The 690-nt window shown below is 60.0% G+C and carries 1 protein-coding gene; it reads left to right on the forward strand.

All coding sequences use genetic code 11. The features are described from left to right. Positions 1-690: PKD domain-containing protein (locus GO009_RS17370; RefSeq protein ID WP_163627969.1), on the forward strand; the 690-nt coding region annotated here is incomplete at both ends.

The raw sequence follows: 690 nt of genomic DNA on the forward strand, positions 1-690 counted from the left end.
CAGTGCGCCCTCCAACGAGGCGGACCCCGTCCATACCTATACGGCAGCGGGCAGTTATGATGCGATGCTGACGGTGACCGATGGCGATGGTCAGACGGACACGGACACCATAACCATAATCGCAAATACGGTGCAGAACGATCCCCCTATTTCTTTTGCCGAAGCGGACCAAGTAAGCGGGGACGCTCCCTTGGAAATACAGTTTACGGGAAGCAATTCCACGGACGATGTGGGCATAATCTCCTACGAGTGGGAATTTGGGGACGGCAGTGCGCCCTCCAGCGAGGCGGACCCCGTCCATACCTATACGGCAGCGGGCAGTTACGATGCGGTGCTGACGGTGACCGATGGCGATGGTCAGACGGACACGGATTTTGTGGCCATAAATGTATCGGGGCCCCTGACCGAAGGCGTTGTGGGCCTTACCTTGGTGGACGCCTCGACGGACACGGACCTGTTCAACTTGGTGGACGGTCAGCAGATCGACCTTGGGCCGTCCGGCGGACAGTCCCTTAACATCAGGGCGAACACACTCGGTGGACCGGGCAGCGTACTTCTGGAACTGACGGGCCCTGTTTCGGCCACCCAGCGGGAGGGCGTAGCGCCCTACGCGTTGTTCGGCGACCTATCGGGCGATTACAACGAGAGGGACCTTCCGTTGGGGAACTATACCCTTACGGCCACGGCCTA

The sequence above is a fragment of the Allomuricauda sp. TY007 genome (assembly GCF_010468565.1).
In the GTDB taxonomy this organism is placed as follows: Bacteria; Bacteroidota; Bacteroidia; order Flavobacteriales; family Flavobacteriaceae; genus Flagellimonas.